Below are 18924 nucleotides of genomic sequence, written 5' to 3' on the forward strand. Positions count from 1 at the left end.
ACCTCGCTCCCCCTCAGCGATCTCGTTCGGTCACGAACCGCGCCATCGCCAGCAGCTCGGCCTCGGCCGACGCCGGGATCGAGATCGACCGCAGCGCGTTCTCGCACGCCTTGAGCTGCCGGTCCGCCTCGGCCGTGGTCCAGTCGCGCCCGCCGGCCCGCTCGATGAGCGCGGCGATCTGCGCCAGCTCGGCCTCGGACGCCTCGCCCTCGCCGGTGAGGAAGGCCCGCAGCTCATCGGCGTCGGCGCCGCCGGCCTCCAGGGCCACGACCACCGGCACCGACTTCTTGCGGGAACGCAGGTCGTTGAGCACAGGCTTTCCGGTCACCGCCGGATCGCCCCAGATGCCCAGCAGGTCGTCGATGAGCTGGAAGGCGGTGCCGAGCCGGGAGCCGTACTCGGCGAGCCCGTCCACCACCGCGTCGGGGGCACCGGCGAGCACCGCGCCGAGGGAGGCGGAGCAGGCCARCAGCGCGCCGGTCTTGCCGTCCTCCATGTGCAGGGTCTCCGCGACCGAGACGTCCGAGCGGCTCTCGAACAGCAGGTCCTCGGCCTGGCCGCGGACGAGGTCCTGAACCCCGGCGCCGAGGATCACCGCGGCGCGGCGGCCCGGCTCGCCCTCGATCTCGAGCAGGACCTGGGTGGCCAGGCCGAGCAGCGCGTCGCCGGCGAGGATGGCACCGTCGGCCCCGAACACCGTCCAGGCGGTCGCCCGGTGGCGGCGCTCGGTGTCGCCGTCCATCAGGTCGTCGTGCAGCAGTGAGAAGTCGTGCACCAGCTCGACGGCGACGGCGGCGGGCAGCCCGACCTCGGCCGGGGCGCCGGCGGCCTGCGCCGACAGCAGGGCGAGCGCGGGCCGGACGAGCTTGCCGCCRCTGCCGGAGAGGGGCTCACCCGCCGCGTCAACCCAGCCGCGGTGGTAGGCGACGACGTGGCGCAGCCGGGGGTGGAGCCGGTCCACCGTGGCGCGCAAGGCGGGCACCGTCAGGTCTCGCCCGCGCTCGATCGCTTCCGGAACCGTTGTGGTCATACCGGGAATCCCCCCGTGGACTTGGACGTCTCTGTCTGGGTGGTCACTGTCTGGGCCGACACTGGCCGCGCCGCCGCCGGCTGGCCTGCCGGTGGCTGGGCCGGTGCTGGCTGGCCCGCCGATGGCTGGCTCGGTGCTGGCTGGCTCGCCGCCGACTGGATCGGCAGGCCGCCGAGCGACTCTCCGAGCTTCCCAGGCGGACCGCCATCAGTCGTTGACAGCGTGATCCCGGATACCCCCATGGTGGCGAGCGTCTCACGGGCAGCAGCAATCCCGCTACGCACAGCACCTTCCATGGTTGCTGGCCACCCGGTGTCCGTCCAGGTACCGGCCAGCGCGAACCCGGGCAGACCGGTCGCCTGAACCGGCCGCAACCCGAGCGAGCCGGGCGCCTGGCGGAAGGTCGCGGTGCGCTCCCTGGTCACGAACACCTCGAGCAGCTCGGCGTCCCTGGCCGCCGGGAACAGCCGGCGCATCTCGTCGACGAACAGCGCCCGCAGACTGTTGGCAGGCTGGTCGACCCATTCCTCGGCCGCCGACTGCGACAGCGCGAGGTACTGCGCTCCGGGCGGCCCCACCTTCGCCAGCCCGGAGGAGACCGTCCGGTCGAAGATCCACTGAACGGGTGAGCCCACCACGGCGAGCATCGGCCCGTCCAGCACCGGCCGGTCGTAGATCATGTGCACGTTGATGATGGGTGAGACACCCAGCGCGCGCAGTTTCGCCGGGTCGACCCCGGAGCCCTCCGGCAGCAGGCCGGCGGCGGCCGGCGGCGGCACCGCGAGCACGACGCCGTCGGCGGTGAGGACCTCTCCCCCGTCGAGGGTGACCTCCCAGCCGGTGGACGTCCGGACGATGGCCCTGGCCTTGGTGCCGGTCCGGACCGTGCCACCCGCGGCGGTCAGCGCCCGCACGGCCGCGTCACCGTGGAGCTCCTGCAACGGCGCCTCGGGCCAGCCCAGGTCACCCGCATCGGCCCCGTCCAGCAGGCCGGTGCGGACCACCTTGGCGGCCAGGCCGAGCGAGGCCTCGGACGCCGGGGCGTTGATGGTGGCGATGGTGAGCAGCTCCCACAGCGCCTCGGTGGCGGCGGCGCTCTGGCCGTGCCGCTCGAGCCAGCCGCCGAAGGAGTCACCGTCGACGTTCGGGTCGCGCTGGTCCAGCCGACCGATCCGGAACGCGGCCAGCGCTGCCCGGAGCCGGTCGACGAGCGGCAGCGCGCGGTAGCCCAGCAGTGCCGGTGCCAGGTGCAGCGGCGCAGGCAGCGGCAGCCGGGTCCGGCGCAGTCGGGTCCGGGTCAGCGAGCCCGCGATCAGGACCTCGACGTCGAGCCTCGGCTGCAGGGCGGTCAGATGCGTCACGCCGAGGCGGGCGAGAAGGCCACGGTAGGCGGTGCAGCACCGCATGAAGACATGCTGGCCGGTGTCGATCCACAGCGAGCCACCCTGGAACGACCGCTGGAACGACGTTGTCTGACCCCCGAGCCGCGGGCGTGCCTCCAGCAGCACCGGCTCGGCGCCCTCGTCCGCGGCGACGAGCGCCGCGGCGATGCCCGCGAGTCCCCCGCCGATGACGACGACCCTCCCCCGGCCGCCGGTGGCAGTCGCGCCGCCCCGAGTACGTGTGTCCCCCCGTGCGCTCATGCCGCCCTGGACTCCGATCTGCCGGCGAGGCTGCGGGCGGCCACGACGGCCTTCTCCCAGCCCGGCAGCGAAAGCCGGCGCTCGAGGACCGTGGTCGGGTCCTGCCGGATGCGCCGGTTCAGACGCAGGTAGATACCCGCCATCGCGCCGCAGCAGGCGGCGCTGCGCCGGTCCAGCAGGCCGAGCAGGGCCAGGCCGCGGGTGTACCACTCGTCGGCGCGGGCAGCGCAGTCACGCAGGTAGTCGACGAGCGCCTCCTCCGGGCCGCCGAGGCGCCCGGCCGCGTTCACCGAAAGGATGACGCCGGCCTTCTCCAGCTCCGTCGACGGCAGGTACGTCCGCCCGTTGAGCAGGTCCTCACGGACGTCCCGCAGGATGTTCGTCTGCTGCAGCGCGACACCGAGCGCGTCGGCGATCTCGGCCGAGCGGGCGTCGCCGGCCGAGCCATCCACCCCGAAGATGCCCAGCGAGAGCCGCCCGATCGTGCCGGCGACCAGCCGGCAGTAGCCGACCAGGTCCTCGAAGGTCTCGTAGGTGGCACCCCGGACGTCGCTCTCGCACCCGTCGGCGAGCTCGATGAACGCCTCCATCGGGATCGGGAAGCGCCGGGCGGTGTCCGCCAGCGCCACCATCACCGGGTCGGAGCTGTTCGGGTCCAGCGCACGGACATCGGCGCGGACCTGCTCCAGGCCGGCGAGCTTCTCGTCGTCCGGCAGATCGCCGTCCCCGATGTCGTCGAGCCGGCGGGCAAGGGCGTAGACCGCGGACAGCGCGCCCCGTTTCTCCGCCGGCAGCAGCCGGATGCCGTAGCTGAAGTTCCGCGCGGCCTCCCTGGTCAGAGCCTCGCAGGAGGCGTACGCCTCGGCGACCGTCGAGCTGCCCGGCACACCCGCGCTCATCTGGCACCCTCCGAGCTGTGGACGTCGGTTCCGGCAGGCGCCGCGGCGGCGCCGGTGGTGGCGCCCGTCGGGGCGATGTTCGTGGCGGCGGTACCCGCGGCCCGGGCGGCGGCGCCGGCTCCGGGCAGCCAGGTCTGTGCCAGCGCGACCGCGGCGAAGGCTGCGACCCGCGACTTGGGAGCCTTGGGCGTCCCGCCGAGCATGTCGTAGTCGGCACGCCGGATCGCGTCCAGCGCGGCCCGCCCGCCGCCGACGAAACCGGCCATCGCCAGCCGCAGCCGGCCACCCACCAGGCCCACCAGCGGAGCTCCCTGGTCGAGCAGGGCCCGGGCCCGGGCCACCTCGAAGGCCATCAGGTGGCGGACCGCGGGCGAGGCGACCGGCGCGGCCAGGTCGGCCTCGGTCACCCCGAWGGCCTCCATGTCCTCCAGGGGCACGTAGATCCGGCCCATGGCCAGGTCCTCGGCGACGTCCTGGAAGTGCTCGGCCAGCTGCAGGGCGGTGCAGATCCGGTCGGACAGCGCGATCCGCGCCGGCGTTGCCAGCCCGAACACGCCGAGCACCATGCGCCCGATCGGGTCGGCCGACAGAGTGCAGTAGCGGACGAGATCGTCATAGGTGTCGTACCGGGTGACCACCTGGTCCTGGCGGTTGGCCTCCACCAGCCGGCGGAACGGCTCGGCGGGCAGGTCACAGGCCCGCACGGTCCGGGCCAGCGTCTGGTGCACGGGCAGCTTCGGCTCGCCTCCCGACCAGATCAGCTCGAGATCGGCGCCGAGCTCGTCAAGCAGGGCGAGGCGGTCACCGGGGGCCTCGTCGCCGATGTCGTCGACGAGCCGCCCGAAGACGTAGATCGCGTTCAGGTGCTCGCGGAGCCGCGCCGGGAGCAGCCGCGAGGCGACCGGGAAGTTCTCGGCGGTCGCGGCCAGCAGAACCTGCTCGGCAGGCGTGCTGAGATCGGTCACGCCGAGGGGGGCAGACGGACGCGGTGGGCCGGTTCGGGCGTCGATTGCGGTCATACGCCTCTCCTTACGTGGCGGTCTGCGCTCCGGGTGCGCGGTGCGGTGTGCGTCGTGTGCGTCGTTCGTGCCGGCCCACCGCCGTGCGTGCCGACCGCGATGTCTGCCGACCCGCGGTGGCTCCGGCCATCGTGCGGGCCCGATCGCCGGAGCCGCCACCGCTGGCCGGAGGGTGTGCTGGCAGGGCCGCCGCCGGTCAGGCCGGATGCCGGTCGGTCCGGCAGGCTGGCCCGGTCTCGGTAACGTGACCGGGTCACCCCGGTCTGGGCGGTCGGGGCCAGGCACAGTGCGTGCCCGGGGCGGCGGTGGGTCCGCCCGGGCGACGCATGCCGTGGTCAGAGGCGGGGCGTTGCGGTGTTCACAGCGGCCTTGCGGTGGTGCTGTTGCGGTGTTGCTGTGCTCACAGCGGCATGGCCGGGACGCCACCGCGCGGGCGACGCCCCGGATCCGCCATCGCCGCCGGTGAGGTCACCGGCGGCGACTGGAGTAGTTCGGTCCGCTCACTCACCTCCCGGGCCGGGGCCGCCGGATGCGCACATCATCCGAAGACACCGGCCAGGCGGCGGTACAGCGACGGCGCCGCGCCGTGAACGCGCGCGGCGGCGGACAGCCAGCGGGGAACCCACACCTCCGCGTCCCCTCGGCCGGTGGCGGTGAGCATCCGCTGTGCCACCAGACCGGCCGGGATGGGACGCGGCCACCGGCGCACGTACGGTGCGCCGCGCCGGTGGAAGAAGGGCGTGTCCACAGCTCCCGGTAAACACAACGTGACGCTGATGCCACGTCCCCCGACTTCGGACCGCAGCGCGTCGGCAAAGCCGACCATCGCCGCCTTCGACGCCGAGTACGCGACCTCGCCGCGCACACCCAGCGCACCCGCGATGCTGCCGACGAGCAGGATCCGGCCCTGCCCACGGTCGAGCATCGCCGGCAGCATGGCCCGGACGAGCATCATCGGGGCCAGGACGTTGACCGCGACAAGATCCTGGATCGCGGACGGAGGCATCACGTCGAACGGCCCCGCCGCGCCCAGACCCGCCGAGCAGATCAGCAGATCCACGTCGCCGAGAAGTTCCGAGGCGCGGGAGGCCACGGTGACCTCACTGCCAGGACCGGCGAGGTCCACGGCTATCCGATGCCCCTGGGTCGCGGCGGCGACCTCGTCCAGCGCCGCGCCGTTGCGACCTACCAGGAGTGAACGACAGTTCTGATCAGCGAGCAGGAGGGCCGCCTCCCGTCCGATGCCGGAGCTGGCTCCGGTCACCACGGCAGTGCGTGGCGGCCATCCCCTCGACGAGGCGGGTCGCGCGCCGCTGGGCACGGCGGCCTGGCCCCCCTCGCGGGCAGCCGCGCGGGGCCGAGCGTTCACAGCCCACCACCTCGGGTCACACGGTCCCCCCCGTGGTCCCGTTCCGGCACAGGTATCACGTCACCTACTGCTTCCGTTTATGTCGCCCTCCACCATCGGCGTTCCACGTGTGGCGGGATCAGCGTGCACTCCCGCCCACCGCCGGCTCGCTTCGAGCGGCTCCACCATTTCATCGTCCCGAGGCCGGGTCGTCCATCGTCAGATGGACGACATCGGGCCTTGCTCCCTTACCACACATTCCTCAGGTCAGCGGCAGACCAGATGCGGATTCACCTCGCCGAAGCATGTGCCGAATTCCGCCCGGATTTTCCGGGCGGAATGACACAGCATTGACATCTACCGGACATCGAGACGTAGCTCACGCCTGCGGGAGCCACCACACCTGTCGAACCTGCCGACCATCGGCTACACCCTGCCGTCAGTCCGAACCCATCGCCACCGGATCACCGACGACGACACCGGCGAAGGTGTGCGCCGGAGCCTCCACCGCGTGCGTGTAGACCCCGTCCGGGTAGTAGACGGGGCAGGCAGACGGATCGTCGCCCGGACACGGCGTCATCTCCCGCACGCCGACAACCCTACCGTCCCGGACAAACATGATCGAAAGGGGCAGCACGGTGCGGTACATGTAAAAGCCTGATGTCGTCTCGCCCCCGAAATCAAAGATCATTCCCTGCCCGGGGGGCAGGTGGGTGYGAAACATCAGGCCTTGGCGCCGCTCCGCGTCACTGTCGGCGACCTCGGCCTCGACCGTGAGCCCGCGGACCCGGACGGTGATCGTCGGCTCCACTGCCGGGCCCGCCGCGTCACCAGAACTCGCGGTCCCGTCACAGGCGACGACGAACACGGCAGTACCGGCCGTCACCAGGGCATGGGCCGCCCGCGCACGCAACCGTGACGGATCATCCGAGCTGCGCCCGTCACGCCCGTCACGCCCGATACGGGCGATACGCGCGCTACGGGCGCCGGCCCGCGGACGGGTCCGTGGGCTGCTCTGGTCCCAGCGCGGCAAGAGCGGCCTCCACGATCAGACGCTGAAGTTCCTCGGGCAGCAGCGGCGCGAACGGTGACAGCGCGCCGACACGGGTCACCGCGGCTGCCAGGCCATCCGCACCGCCGTCTCCAGTAAATCCGGTCAGGACCCGAACGCCTGTCGGACTCCCCACGCCAGTGGTGGTAGCACCCGCGACCGGCCGCGCACCCCCCTTTTCCGCGGCCCACCCCGCCGGGCCGCTCGGCGGTGTCACCGCGCCGCCCGCCGATGTGCCCGGGGCGCCATCCACCGCGCTCGGCGTGCTGTCCGTGGCCGCCGGGCCGCTCACGGCTGCCGCGGCTGCCACGGCGGGACCGGGGGCGGGTCCGTCGCCGGCCACGCCGCCGCGGCTGCGCAGCCGTTRCATCGCACTGCCCATGACGCCGCTCTGCACACATCCCACCGCGCAGCGGGCCCGCAGGAGCCGGGCCGGAGTGGGCCGTGGGCCGGCGAGCGCTCCGATGATCGCCTCCTGCTGGGAAAGGATGTCGTCCTTACCGATCCGGTGATGCAGCACCGAGGGATCATTCGCGAACGCGCAGAGCACGACCCCGGTCTCGGCCAGCAGTCTCACCAGCGCGGTGAGGATCGTGTGCGGCGGCGGCGGAGGGTCACACCGAGCCAACTCGACCAACTGCGCGAACCCTGACTCGAAGGGCGAAATCAACGCGTCGAGAATCATCTCCTTGGACGAGAAGTGGTAGTAGAGCGCGGCCTTCGTCACTCCGAGTCGTTCGGAGATGTCACGCACCGACGTACCCGCATACCCTCGTTCCACGAAGAGCTCCACGGCGGCCGCAAGGATCCGCGTGCGGGTGTCGACTCCCTGCGAACGCGAGCGTCCGGCGACCACCAGTTCTCACCCCCAGAGGACGGGTCAGGCGCGAATGTTACCCTGACTCTACTTACCGACCGATCGGTAAGTAGAGTTACGTGCACGGCGCCCACCGGGACCACCGTCGATCAGCAAGGGCCGTTACCGGGTCACGGACAGTGACGCATCGGCCTTCCAGAACCTCCGAGGGGAGATCATGGCAAAGCTCGCGCGCTGGTGCTTCCAGCACCGCTGGCTCGTCCTGTTCGTGTGGGTAGCGGCTCTTGTCGGGCTGACAGCTCTCGGCCGGGTCACCGGCGACGACTACAAGGACACGTTCTCGCTGCCCGGCACCGACTCCCAGAAGGCGATCGACCTCCTCGAGCGCGACTTCCCCGCCCAGTCCGGTGACAGCGCGTCGATCGTCCTCCACGCCCGCACCGGCACGCTGAACGACGCCGCACTCCGGGCCCAGATCACGGACCTGGTGGACGAGCTCGCCGAGCTGCCGCACGTCACCGAGGTCATCGGGCCGTTCAGCCCGCAGGGCGAAGGCCAGATCAACCAGGCGGGCACCACTGCGTTCGCGACCGTCGCGCTCGACCTGCCCGGCAACGAGCTCGCACGGTCCGATATCGAGCACGTGGTCGACACCGCGCGTTCCTACGATCGCGACGCGCTGCAGGTCGAGGCGACCGGGCAGGTCGCCGCCGTGGTCGAGCAGGCTGAGCAGGGCGCGAGCGAGCTCATCGGCATCGTGGCCGCGGCCGTCATCCTGTTCCTGGCATTCGGGTCCCTGCTCGCGGTCACGCTCCCGCTGATCACGGCGGTGGTGGCGCTCGGCGTCGGGCTCAGCCTCACCGTCCAGGTGTCCCACCTGACCTCGGTCGCCGAGTTCAGCACGATGCTCGCGACCCTCATCGGGCTGGGTGTCGGCATCGACTACGCCCTGTTCATCGTGAACCGCCACCGCGTCGGTCTGCGCGCCGGCCGCTCACCCGAGGACGCCGCGATCAACGCGGTCAACACCTCCGGCCGCGCCGTGCTCTTCGCCGGGATGACGGTCTGCATCGCGCTGCTCGGCCTCTTCGCCCTCGGTGTCACCTTCCTCTACGGCGTGGCGATCTCCGCCGCTCTGGCGGTGGCGATGACCATGCTGGCCTCGGTGACCCTGCTACCAGCCCTGCTCGGCTTCTACGGGCGCAAGGTACTCAGCCGCCGTGAACGCCGCCGGATCGATGCCAACGGGCCCGAGCCCGAGCAGCCGTCCGGCTTCTGGTGGCGGTGGGCCAAGGGTGTCGAGCGGCGCCCGGCGATCCTGGCCGTGGTCACCGCCGCGGCCATCGCTGTCATCGCGATCCCCTTCTTCTCCCTGCGGCTGGGATCGTCCGACCTCGGCAACGGATCGGACAGCAAGAGCACCAAGCGGGGCTACGAGCTGCTCGCCGACGGCTTCGGGCCCGGATTCAACGGGCCGTTCGTCCTCGCCACCGAGATCTCGGCCCCGGCGGACCTGCAGACGTTCGAGCGGACCATCGAGGCCGCGAGGGACACCGAGGGCGTCGCGTCGGTGACCCCGCTGAGGGAGAGCCCGAACGGCCGGGCCGCGATCGCCACGCTCTACCCGTCCTCCAGCCCGCAGGCGCCGGAGACCGCGGAGCTCCTCGAGAGGCTGCGTGACGACGTCATCCCGCGGGCGACCGCCGGTGCGGCGCCGGTCTATGTGGGCGGTGGCACAGCGACCTTCGAGGACTTCGCGGCGGTCCTGGCCGACAAGCTGCCGCTGTTCATCGGAATCGTCGTCGCGCTCGCGTTCATCCTGCTGGTCGCCGTGTTCCGCAGCCTGCTGATTCCCCTCACTGCCTCGCTGATGAACCTGCTGGYCGTCGGCGCGGCGTTCGGCGCCGTTGTCGCGGTGTTCCAGTGGGGCTGGCTCTCGGACGTCTTCGGTATCAGCCCGGGGCCGATCGAGGCATTCCTCCCGGTGATGCTGTTCGCGATCCTCTTCGGCCTTTCCATGGACTACGAGGTCTTCCTCGTCAGCCGCATGCACGAGGAATGGGTCGCCCGCCGCGACAACCGCATCGCGGTTTCGCTCGGCCAGGCGGAGACCGGTCGCGTCGTCTCCGCCGCCGGCGCCATCATGACCCTGGTGTTCGCGTCGTTCATTCTCGGCGACGAGCGGGTCATCAAACTGTTCGGACTGGGGCTCGCCCTCGCCATCGCCATCGACGCCTTCGTCATTCGCACGGTTCTGGTGCCGGCACTCATGCACCTTTTCGGCCGGGCGAACTGGTGGCTGCCCCGCAGCCTCGACCGGGTCATTCCGCACCTGTCGGTCGAGTCCCCGGACGACCTCCCCGAGGTCGACCCGGAGGCGCTCCCCCTCGGGCTCTCCGACGAAGTCCCCCAGCAGCCACACGGGTCGGCCGAGACCGAGCGCACCCACTGATCCACCGGCTGGCCGGCCTCGGCCGGCCAGCCCCTTTCAACCCGTGTTCAGCTGCCCGCCGCCCGGCTCGCTCCCCTGCCCATCAGGGGCCCGCGAGCCGGGTGTCGCGTTTCCGGGAGCGGGTTCCCCTCCCGGGGGCTGTCCGGCCTGGTGGTCTGCCCGGCCTGGTGGTCTGCCCGGCCTGGTGGCCTATCCGGCCTGGTGGCTGTCCGCCACGGTCAGCGCCTCGTCCAGGATCGCCAGACCGAGCCTGACCTCCTGGGCGGTCGTCGTACAGGGCGGCGCGATGTGGACCCGGTTGGACTGGATGAACGGCCAGAGCCCACGTTGCCGGCAGGCCTCGGTGAGGGCCGCCATCGGCCGCGCGTCCGGCCCGGTCGCATTGAACGGGACGAGCGGCTCGCGCGTGCCGCGGTCGCGGACGAGTTCCAGCGCCCAGAAAGCGCCGAGGCCGCGCACCTCGCCCACGCACGGGTGCCGCCGCGCAAGCGCGGCCAGTTCCGGCCCGATGACCTCCTCGCCCAGCCGCCGGGTCCGGGCGAGGATCCCCTCCGCCTCGAAAGCGCCGATGGACGCCACCGCCGCCGCGCAGCCGAGCAGGTGACCTGAATAGGTGAGCCCGCCCGGATAGGGCTGCCGTGCGAACCTCTCCGCGATGTGCGGGGCGAGGATGACACCACCGAGCGGGGCATAGCCGGAATTGACGCCCTTGGCGAAGCAGACCAGGTCGGGGACGACGTTCCAGCGGTCGACGGCGAACCATTCCCCGCAGCGCCCGAACCCGGACATCACCTCGTCGGCGATGAAAACGATGCCGTGGGCGGTACACAGGTCGCGGACGCCGGCGAGATATCCGTCCGGAGGCACCAGGATGCCGTTCGTCCCGACGACCGGCTCGATCATGATGGCGGCGATGGTTCCCGGGCCTTCCAGCTCGACCACCTCGGCGAGGTGCGCCAGCGCGCGCTCGCCTTCCTCACCGGCGTTCGCGGCGTGGAACGACGAGCGGTACAGGTAGGGCCCGAAGAAGCGGACGACGCCCGGAATTCCGGGTTCGCTGGGCCAGCGCCGCGGCTCCCCGGTCAGCGTGATCGCGCCGGCGGTGGCCCCGTGATACGACCGGTACGCGGTGAGGATCTTGTGTCGGCCGGTGGCGAGCCGGGCCATCCGCAACGCGTTCTCGGTCGCCTCCGCGCCGCCATTGGTGAAGAAGACCCGGTCGAGATCACCGGGAGCCCGGTCGGCGATGAGGCGCGCCGCCTCCGAGCGCACGGCGTGCGCGTGGAAGGGCGCGATCGTCACCAGATCGCGGGCCTGGGCCACGACCGCCTCGACCACCGCGGGGTGCTGGTGGCCGATGTTGGCGTAGACCAGCTGCGAGGCGAAGTCGAGGTAGCGCCGGCCGTGCTCGTCCCAGAACCAGCTTCCCTCGGCGCCGGCCACCACCAGCGGGCGATGGCTCCCCTGGGCGGACCACGAGTGGAACACATGCCGGTGGTCAACGGCGGCCGTCGTGCTGGCATCGGTCACGTCGCCTCCAGAACCACCGGGTCTCGGGCACCCGCCACCGGGGTGTCGCCTGGAGTATGCATCTGACCACGCACACCGGATCCCCGCCAGCGCCGTCGGCGGGTGATGCGGCACAGTGAGGGAGATCGCCACCCGCCCTCGTCGCGGCACCGGCAGGCACCGGCAGGCACCGGTACCAGGTCGGGGTCGGGGTCGGCCGGCCGGCCGGCCATCACGGAAGGGAGTTCCATGTCCGTCCCCGCAGCCTCGCCGCCGACGCCCACGACCTCCGGGCGTCCACTGCGGGTCGTGATCGCGCCCGACTCGTTCAAGGGATCGATCCCGGCCACCGACGCGGCGGCTGCCCTGGCCAACGGCTGGTCCGCGACCCGCCCGGACGACACCGTGGTGACGATCCCGATCGCCGACGGCGGGGAGGGCACCCTCGACGTGTTCGCCGCCGCCGTCCCCGGCGCACGCCGGCAGCGGCGCGACGTGACCGGGCCGGACGGACGCACCGTGCCCGGCGCCGCCTGGCTGGCTCTCCCGGACGGGTCGGCCCTGGTCGAGCTCGCCGAGGCCAGTGGGCTGCCGCTGATGCGGGAGCCGGACCCGCTCGGCGCGCACACCACCGGCCTCGGCGAGCTGATCGGCGCGGCGCTGGACGAGGGCGCCCGCAGGATCCTGGTGGCGCTCGGCGGCTCGGCGTCCACCGACGGCGGCACCGGCGTCCTGCGGGCCCTCGGTGCGCGTTTCCTGGACGCCGACGGCCAGCCGCTGCCCCCCGGTGGCGGCCCGCTGGCCGACCTGGCCGCCGTCGACCTGCGCGGGCTGCGCCCCGGGCCACCGGACGGTCTCCAGGCCCTGGTCGACGTTGACTCTCCGCTGCTCGGCCCCACCGGCGCGGCGGCCGTCTTCGGCCCGCAGAAGGGAGCCGGGCCGGAGCAGATCGCCCGGCTGGACGCCGGACTGGCGCGCCTCGCCGACCTCATGCCCGGCAGCGCCGCGGTGGGCGGCAGGCTCGCCACGCGGCCCGGGACAGGTGCGGCCGGCGGGACCGCCTACGGGCTGGCCGCCGCGCTCGACGCGACGCTCGTACCCGGCGCCCGCACCATCGCCGAGCAGGCGGCCCTGCCCGCCGCGCTGGCACAGGCCGATCTGGTGATCACGGGCGAGGGGCGCTTCGACCGGACGTCGACGGGTGGCAAGGTGGTCGGCGGCGTGCTCGACCTGGCGGCGGCGGCACGGGTGCCCGTCCTGCTGGTCGCGGGCCAGCTCGACGGGCCCGTCCCGCCCATGGTCAGCGAGGCCCTGGCGCTCGTCGACCTGGCCGGGGACCGGGCGGCGGCCATCGCCCGGCCGGGCCACTGGCTCACCCGCGCGGGGACCCGCCTGGCCGCGTCCCGCCGGCTGGTGACCTGAGGCTCATGCGCCGCCGGGGCTCGGCGTCACCTCGATCGGTTCGAAGCTCTCGCCGGTGACGTCGACGTCCGCGGCCCGCAGGTTCGCCAGCGCCTCCCGGGCGAACTCGTTGGTGTAGGCGGGCCCGGCCGGGTCGGCGCGCAGGACGGCCCGGCCGTCGGCGTTGCGGGTGCCCCGGGCGATCTCGACCGTCCGCTGCCAGGACGCCTGGTCGATCACGCCGATGCCCTGCGGGGACGGCCAGATGAGCTTGTTGACCTCGTTCATCTGCCAGAGCTGGTGGCTGGCGCCGAGCTGCGAACCGGCCGCGACCACCAGATCACGACACTCCCGCGCGTTGTCCCGGCAGTACGCCCAGCCCCGCAGGGAGGCCTCCAGGAACCGGGTGGTCGTCCGCCGGTAGGCCGGGTCGCTCTCGAGCCTCGGGGTGGAAGCCCAGATGGCGTCCTGCAGCATGGCGGTGCCGACGTCGTTCCAGTCGATGACGGCGAGGTCCTCGGAGGTGTAGAGCCTGCCGGTGCGGGGGTTCTCCGCCTCGAGGATCTGGGCGTACTCGTTGTAGCTCATCGCGGCGGCGGCGTCGATCTCGCCCGACAACAGCGCTGTGACGTCGAACTCCTGCTGGACGAGGGTCGCGTCCGCGCCCGGGTCGAGCCCTGCTCCGGCCATACCGGCGAACAGCTCGAACTCGTTGCCGAAACCCCAGGTCCCGACCCGCCGGCCGCGCAGGTCCGCCGGTTGGCGGATGCCCGCGTCGGCGAAGCTCACCTGCCACGTCCCCGAGCGCTGGAAGATCTGGCCGACGTCGGTGATCCGCGCGCCCTGCTCACGCGCGGCGAGAGCCTTGGGTACCCAGGCGATCGCGAAGTCCGCCCTCCCCTGCGCGAGGACCTCCTGCGGCACGATCTCGGTGCCGCCCTCGAGAATCTCCACGGCCAGGCCGACGTCCGCGTAGAAGCCCTTGTCGCGGGCGGCGATGTAGCCGGCGAACTGCGCCTGGGTGAACCACTGCAGCTGCAGCCGCACCGCGGTGACCGGGACGCCGGCATCCTCGCCAGCGCCGCTACCGCCGAGGCCGCCCGCGCTGGCCGCGGCGCGGGTGTCGTCGCGCGGGTCGCAGGCCGCGAGCAGGGCAGCACCCGTCAGCAGGGCTGCGAGCAGGCACGCCGTGAGCGCGGCGGCGCGAGGTCGTCTCATCGTGCCTGTTCCGAAAAAGTGTGGGGAAGGTCCGTCGTCAGACTGTAGGCAGGATCAGCCGCCGTTCGGGCGGGAATCCGCGGCGCCGGAGCGGGCCGATGCGGGCGGTCCGACCGGCCCGGCGGTCGGCGGGGATTCGGCGGGCACCAGGTAGCCGTGCTCCAGATAGCCGGCGCCGTGGTGCTGACCGCGCAGCCCGGCCGCCGCGCGCACGCGGCGCGCGTGCAGAACGGGAAGCACCTCCCCGACCTCGGACAACGGCGTGAACGCACAGTTGATGATCTCGTTCATGTCGAGGCGGATGCGGTCCCGCCAGGCCGTCGGCAGCAGTCCCCCGTCGAAGACGAAAAGCAGCATGTCGCCGACCCGCCCGTCGGACGCCCAGTCCACGACCAGCAGCGGCCCGATCGGCGGGACGATGCCGATCTCCTCCTCCACCTCGCGGACACAGGCCGCGTACGGCGACTCACCGGGTTCGATGAAGCCACCGGGAATGTCCCAGCCGGGCTTGTAGGACGGTTCGACCAGCAGCACCCGGCCCTCCTCGTCGAAGAAGAGCGCCCCGGCGGCGGCCCGGGGCCGGGCCATCGGCGGGCCCCCGTTGCCGTTCTCGGTGGCCTTCAACCAGTCGACGGCCTCCGGCTGGGCCACCACGTCGGTGGGGGCGGCGCCGCCGGGGCCCGCGCGGCCCGGGGCACCGCCGCCGTTCGCCGCACTCGGTGCCTCGCCCGCCACCGCACCCGCGACCCCCACCACACCACCGGACCGGGCGGCACGCGCGCCGCCCTCGCCCCCCGGGGCCGGCGCCAGGGTCTGGCCGGGCATCGAGGCGGTGAGCCCGGGCACACGCAACGCGGTCACGGAATGTGACGAATGGTCTGGCTGGCGGGAGCCGGCAGTCATGATGGTCCCTTCTGCCGCTACGGGCAAACTAGCTGCTACTGGGCTTATTACACGAATCCTCGACGGTTTCCGACATCGGCTTGCGCACTGTCAGCCAGTTGCCGGGCCCGGCGCCGATCCAGCCGGGTGCGGGCCGCGCGCGGCCGAGCACCTGAAACAGGTCGGAAACCTCGAGGCCGCCCACGCAGGTCAGAACAGACCCTCTCCTTCCCGGAGGTTCCCGTTCCCCCGCCTGCCGCGTGGCGAATACTTGAATTGTGAGCATCGACACGGTGGGGATGGGCGGTCTCGTGACGGAGTGGACAAGAGTCCGCGAGGAGCGGCGGATCTTCGAGGACGAGGCGGTCCTCGCCCTGGACAAACCAGTCGGTGTGTCCGTCATGGGCGAACGGCACGACACCGACCTCGTCACCATGGCTCGGGCCGCCGGCGAGGAGCTCTTCCCGGCACACCGGATCGACAAGGTGACCTCCGGAGTCGTCCTGTTCGCCAGGGAGCTGCGCTTCCACGGCGACCTCACCCGGCAGTTCAACCGCCGCACCGTGGAGAAGGCYTACCTTGCGCTGACCCGTACCCGAGGAGTCCCCGAGACAGCCACCATCGACCTCCCGCTCAGCGTGGGCCGCAAGAACCGGGTGCGCATCGCGGCCAACCGTGCCGACATCGTCGCCCTGCCCGCCGACGCCGGCCACTCCGCCCCCGACGGCGGCGGCATGCTGTGGACGGTTCCCGCGGCCAAGACGTTTCCGCACGTCAGGACCTATCCCTCCATCACCCGCATCGCCCGTGTGTGGCAGGGCGACCAGCACACGCTGCTCGTGGCGCGCCCGGTCAGCGGCCGCCGGCACCAGATCCGGGTCCACCTCGCCTGGATCGGGCACCCCATCGAGGGCGACCCGCTGTTCGAGCGGGCCCCCGTCACGCGCACGTTCCTGCACTCCTGGCAGCTGGCCTACGACGCGGCCTGGGACGGTGGTCGCCGCAGGTTCACCGAGGCCGCGCCCGGGGCGGACTTCTGGGCCGCACTGGATCCCGCCGAAGCGGCGGCGGCCGCCGCCGCCCTCGCCGGGTTCACCGCCCCGGCAGCCTTCTGAGCAGCTTGACCGCCCCGTCGCCGGATGTTCAGACCCAGCGGCCGGGCACCGCCGCGCCGGCGGGGCCGAGGTGGCGTGCCGCGAAGGCGGCGAAGGCCCTGGCGTCGGCCAGTGAGCCGCCCGGCGGCCGTGGCGTTCCGGCGGCGTAGTCCCGGAACAGGTGCGGGAAGCGCCCGTCGAGCTGGTCGACCAGGTCGGGCAGGCGGTGGGCTACCCCCCACAGGCGCTTCTCGACCAGCGCCGCGGACTGGGCCTCGACCCGGCCCGCGTCGAATCCGGCGGGGAGGGGCGCCCCCGCGACGAGGGCCGCCAGCAGCGCGCGCTGGGCTCTCCCGAGCTTCCTCCGGTCACCCGCGCCGCCGGGCGTGCTCCGCGCCAGCGCCGCTCTCCCCCGACCTGCCCAGCTACCTCGACCAGGACGCCGGGACGTCCGCCCGCCGGACGACACAGCCGGCACGGCCACGGCCGCCACCGCTCGGTCCGGAGATGGCGGGTCCACGGGTGCCCGGTTCGGGGAGGGTCGGTTCGGGGAGGGCGAGCCGGCGGTGGGCCGGCTCGCGGACGCCACGGTGGCGCGGATCTGGGCCAGCTCGGCCGCCAGTCCGGCGGCGGACGGGTACGCACCGTCGCGCTCGAGCAGGAATCCGGGCAGGTCCACACGCGACGCGACCGCGGCCAGGAGGTCCAGGACGGGCCCGGCGAGCGGATGGGTGTGGGTGTCATGCCACAACCCGTGCCGCAGGACCCCACCGGCGACATGGACGTACGCGAGTCGCTCCAGGGGCAGCTCGTCGAGCTCCCGGAGGGAGTCGGCCAGCCCGAGGTTGACGCGGGCAGTGTGCAGGTTCGCCACATCGAGCAGCAGTCCGACATCCGCCCGCTCGACGAGCTCGCCGACGAACTGGCCCTCGGTGAGCTCGTCGGCGGGCCAGCCGAGCAGCGGGGCGACGTTCTCCAGCGCCAGGGGCACCGGCAGCGCCGCCCGGGCGGCCCGCACGTTCCGGACGATCACCGCCAGCGCCTCACGGGTCCGCGGCACCGGAAGCAGATGCCCGCTGTCCAGCGCCCCGACCCGGCAGAAGGCCATGTGCTCGCTGACCAGCGGCGCACCGAGTGCCTCGGCGACAGCGGCCAGCCGGGCCAGGCGCGGGCGTTCGGGACGGTCCGCGCCGCCCAGGTTCAGCGAGACGCCGTGCGGGATCACCGGGACGCCACGTGCACGCAGCTCGACCAGGCCCGGGGGAAGGCGGTCCGGGTCGACGTTCTCCGCGATCACCTCGACGAAGCCGATCTCAGGCAGCTCGGCGATCACCGCGTCGATCTCCGGCCGCCAGCCGATGCCGCAGCCCAGCGACAGACCGGCTCCTGTGGTCGCACCAGTCATACCGCTCCTCCGATCCTGCCGGCCACCACGCCCCCGTGGTTGTGGAGTGCCGTTCGTCGTCAGCACCCACCTCCACCGCACCCCCCTCCGCCGCCCCCGCAGCCACCGCCCCCACAGCCGCCTGCGCTTCCGCAGCCGCCGCCGAACGCGGACCAACTCGCGTCGATTCCACCGTTCCCGAGGCCGCCGCCTCGCCGCCTGGACCCGGAGCGGGTGCCGCGGGGAGAAGCAACGGGGGCCGGAACCGCTCCGCAACCGACGTCGGCGGAGAAACCGACGAGATCGAAGGTGACGAAGCCGTGCCAGCCTCGTTCGAGGTCCCCTCCGTGCGTCGCGCTACCCGGACCGCCCACGTTTCCAGCGGTTCGTGAACCCACTCCGGCGGCGCTGGTGCGTGCGGCGGCCAGCTCACGCACGACCTTTCTGATGGCCGCCTGCGTCGAGACATCGGAGCGCCGGTAGGCATCCCGCAGCAGGCGGCCGTCAGGATCCCTGACCGCGTAGGACCACAGATCCCTGGTGAGGAAGTAGAAGAGCAGCCGCTCCGCCTCGTCTTCGGGATACCAGCCCGCCTGGCGCACCACCGCCAGTGCGGGTGCGCTGTTCCGCGCCAGCCGGCACAGATGTTCCCGGGCCGCGCCTGGAGGAAGCTGCAGCAGTTGCCGCCGACATTCCTCCGCCTGGCCGGGGAGCAGTGGATTACCGGCACATTCCAGCAGGACGTCGACCGTCTGCCAGTCAGTCGGATCAAGCGCGTCCGGCCGGCCCTTGAGAACCGCGACCATCGGATTCTCGCCCACCGCCCTGGGAAGGTTTGGATTGTTTACTATCGCCCTCAGGTGCGTGTTACCCGAACCCGAGCCGCGCTTCTCCAGCCAGCACTGGACGAGAGCCGCCAGCAGCGCGGGGTGGTCAGTCGCGGCGAACACGGCGGCGAGGTCCTGCGACCACCCGCCATACTCCGACAGCTCCTGAGCCAGCGCACGGGGCGTTCGCTCCCTCAGCTCCGCCGTCGTCACGCTGCGGCGGCCGTCACCGTCCAGGCGGAGGTTGGACGTTTCATCCAGAAAAGCCACGATCCGAACCTTCGGTTCGTGGCTCGCGGCCGGAGCAGGCACCAGGAGCAGGGCTACGACGCAACGCCGACTCGCGGCCG

At 72.6% G+C, this 18924-nt stretch carries 15 protein-coding genes; 3 read left to right on the forward strand and 12 right to left on the reverse strand.

Going from position 1 to position 18924, the window contains the following annotated elements:
* Positions 1 to 13: 13 nt before the first annotated feature.
* The 7 genes from CC117_RS24465 to CC117_RS24495 form a co-directional block, all read right to left on the reverse strand.
* Positions 14 to 1030, reverse strand: a complete 1017-nt coding sequence (locus tag CC117_RS24465) for a polyprenyl synthetase family protein (protein WP_071088071.1) — start codon at positions 1028 to 1030, stop codon at positions 14 to 16.
* Complete coding sequence (gene hpnE / locus CC117_RS24470; RefSeq protein ID WP_071088073.1) at positions 1027 to 2673, reverse strand: hydroxysqualene dehydroxylase HpnE; 1647 nt, start codon at positions 2671 to 2673, stop codon at positions 1027 to 1029. The genes CC117_RS24465 and hpnE overlap by 4 nt, the downstream gene beginning before the upstream one ends.
* Positions 2670 to 3572, reverse strand: coding sequence for a presqualene diphosphate synthase HpnD (gene hpnD, locus CC117_RS24475; protein WP_071088075.1), 903 nt, complete (start codon positions 3570 to 3572; stop codon positions 2670 to 2672). The genes hpnE and hpnD overlap by 4 nt, the downstream gene beginning before the upstream one ends.
* A complete protein-coding gene (gene hpnC / locus CC117_RS24480) occupies positions 3569 to 4591 on the reverse strand; it encodes a squalene synthase HpnC (protein WP_071088077.1) in 1023 nt (340 codons plus the stop codon). Before hpnC ends, hpnD begins: the two co-directional genes overlap by 4 nt.
* A gap of 538 nt (positions 4592 to 5129) precedes the next feature.
* Entirely contained in the window at positions 5130 to 5858 is a 729-nt protein-coding gene (locus CC117_RS24485) for an SDR family NAD(P)-dependent oxidoreductase (protein ID WP_084132711.1), read from the reverse strand.
* Positions 5859 to 6378: 520 nt separating this feature from the next.
* Positions 6379 to 6852, reverse strand: coding sequence for a DUF192 domain-containing protein (locus CC117_RS24490; protein ID WP_241830380.1), 474 nt, complete (start codon positions 6850 to 6852; stop codon positions 6379 to 6381).
* Positions 6853 to 6916: 64 nt separating this feature from the next.
* Positions 6917 to 7846 carry a TetR/AcrR family transcriptional regulator gene (locus tag CC117_RS24495; RefSeq protein WP_071088081.1) on the reverse strand — a complete coding sequence of 310 codons (930 nt, stop codon included), beginning with the start codon at positions 7844 to 7846 and terminating at the stop codon, positions 6917 to 6919.
* A 178-nt stretch (positions 7847 to 8024) separates the two neighbouring features.
* Between CC117_RS24495 and CC117_RS24500 the strand changes: the two genes are divergently transcribed.
* Complete coding sequence (locus CC117_RS24500) at positions 8025 to 10259, forward strand: MMPL family transporter (protein WP_071088083.1); 2235 nt, start codon at positions 8025 to 8027, stop codon at positions 10257 to 10259.
* Between the two features lie 189 nt (positions 10260 to 10448).
* Here CC117_RS24500 and CC117_RS24505 read toward each other — a convergent pair whose 3' ends face one another.
* Positions 10449 to 11789: an aspartate aminotransferase family protein gene (locus tag CC117_RS24505; protein WP_071088085.1), complete on the reverse strand. Its 1341-nt coding sequence runs from the start codon at positions 11787 to 11789 to the stop codon at positions 10449 to 10451.
* 228 nt (positions 11790 to 12017) lie between these two features.
* Between CC117_RS24505 and CC117_RS24510 the strand changes: the two genes are divergently transcribed.
* A complete protein-coding gene (locus CC117_RS24510) occupies positions 12018 to 13190 on the forward strand; it encodes a glycerate kinase (RefSeq protein WP_071088087.1) in 1173 nt (390 codons plus the stop codon).
* Between the two features lie 3 nt (positions 13191 to 13193).
* Here CC117_RS24510 and CC117_RS24515 read toward each other — a convergent pair whose 3' ends face one another.
* Both CC117_RS24515 and CC117_RS24520 read right to left on the reverse strand, forming a co-directional pair.
* Entirely contained in the window at positions 13194 to 14387 is a 1194-nt protein-coding gene (locus CC117_RS24515) for an ABC transporter substrate-binding protein (RefSeq protein ID WP_071088089.1), read from the reverse strand.
* A 54-nt stretch (positions 14388 to 14441) separates the two neighbouring features.
* Positions 14442 to 15248 (reverse strand): NUDIX domain-containing protein, encoded by an 807-nt coding sequence (locus CC117_RS24520; protein WP_265338905.1) that lies wholly within the window; start codon positions 15246 to 15248, stop codon positions 14442 to 14444.
* 332 nt (positions 15249 to 15580) lie between these two features.
* Between CC117_RS24520 and CC117_RS24525 the strand changes: the two genes are divergently transcribed.
* The gene (locus CC117_RS24525) at positions 15581 to 16384 is read left to right on the forward strand and encodes an RluA family pseudouridine synthase (RefSeq protein WP_071088148.1); all 804 of its coding nucleotides are present in this window, start codon (positions 15581 to 15583) and stop codon (positions 16382 to 16384) included.
* Positions 16385 to 16412: 28 nt separating this feature from the next.
* Here the strand turns inward: CC117_RS24525 and CC117_RS24530 are convergent, their stop codons facing one another.
* The gene (locus CC117_RS24530; protein ID WP_071088093.1) at positions 16413 to 17768 is read right to left on the reverse strand and encodes a DUF692 domain-containing protein; all 1356 of its coding nucleotides are present in this window, start codon (positions 17766 to 17768) and stop codon (positions 16413 to 16415) included.
* 59 nt (positions 17769 to 17827) lie between these two features.
* Entirely contained in the window at positions 17828 to 18844 is a 1017-nt protein-coding gene (locus CC117_RS37565; protein WP_071088096.1) for a hypothetical protein, read from the reverse strand.
* Positions 18845 to 18924: the final 80 nt, after the last annotated feature.

The sequence above is a fragment of the Parafrankia colletiae genome (genome assembly GCF_001854655.1).
GTDB lineage: Bacteria > Actinomycetota > Actinomycetes > Frankiales > Frankiaceae > Parafrankia > Parafrankia colletiae.

What these genes read in the sequence shown, in the direction of transcription:
- hpnE (WP_071088073.1), bottom strand. Translation starts at nt 2,673, where the DNA reads ATGAGCGCACGGGGGGACACACGTACTCGGGGCGGCGCGACTGCCACC.
- hpnD (WP_071088075.1), bottom strand. Translation starts at nt 3,572, where the DNA reads ATGAGCGCGGGTGTGCCGGGCAGCTCGACGGTCGCCGAGGCGTACGCC.
- CC117_RS24510 (WP_071088087.1), top strand. Translation starts at nt 12,018, where the DNA reads ATGTCCGTCCCCGCAGCCTCGCCGCCGACGCCCACGACCTCCGGGCGT.
- CC117_RS24515 (WP_071088089.1), bottom strand. Translation starts at nt 14,387, where the DNA reads ATGAGACGACCTCGCGCCGCCGCGCTCACGGCGTGCCTGCTCGCAGCC.
- CC117_RS24530 (WP_071088093.1), bottom strand. Translation starts at nt 17,768, where the DNA reads ATGACTGGTGCGACCACAGGAGCCGGTCTGTCGCTGGGCTGCGGCATC.